Annotated in this window: 1 pseudogene; it reads left to right on the forward strand. The window is 51.2% G+C overall.

From position 1 onward, the window contains the following. A pseudogene (locus ACU8YC_RS27260) lies at positions 1-457 on the forward strand (L-rhamnonate dehydratase); the annotation flags it as partial.

Consider the following 457-nt stretch of genomic DNA (forward strand, 5'->3'; position numbering starts at 1 on the left):
GAATACGAGCAATCACGTCAGTCTTTTGGCATCAACGTGTTAGGAACGTTGATTGTTGCAGTAGAGGCTGAGAGCGGGCAGACCGTTTTTGCCGTTTCGACGGCAGGGGAGCTGGGCTGCTTTATTGTGGAAAAGCATCTCAATCGTTTTATTGAAGGTAAATGCGTTAGCGATATCAAACTCATTCATGACCAGATGCTCGGTGCAACAATGTATTACTTCGGCTCTGGTGGTCTGGTAATGAACACCATCTCGTGCGTAGATCTGGCGTTGTGGGATTTGTTTGGCAAAGTGTGGGGGTTACCGGTCTATAAGTTGCTGGGTGGTGCGGTACGAGACGAAATTCAATTCTACGCGACGGGCGCGCGTCCGGATCTGTCGAAGGAGATGGGTATTATGGGCGGTAAAATGCCAACCCACTGGGGACCGCATGACGGGGATGCAGGGATCCGCAAGG

The organism is Citrobacter sp. VF227 (assembly GCF_052950715.1).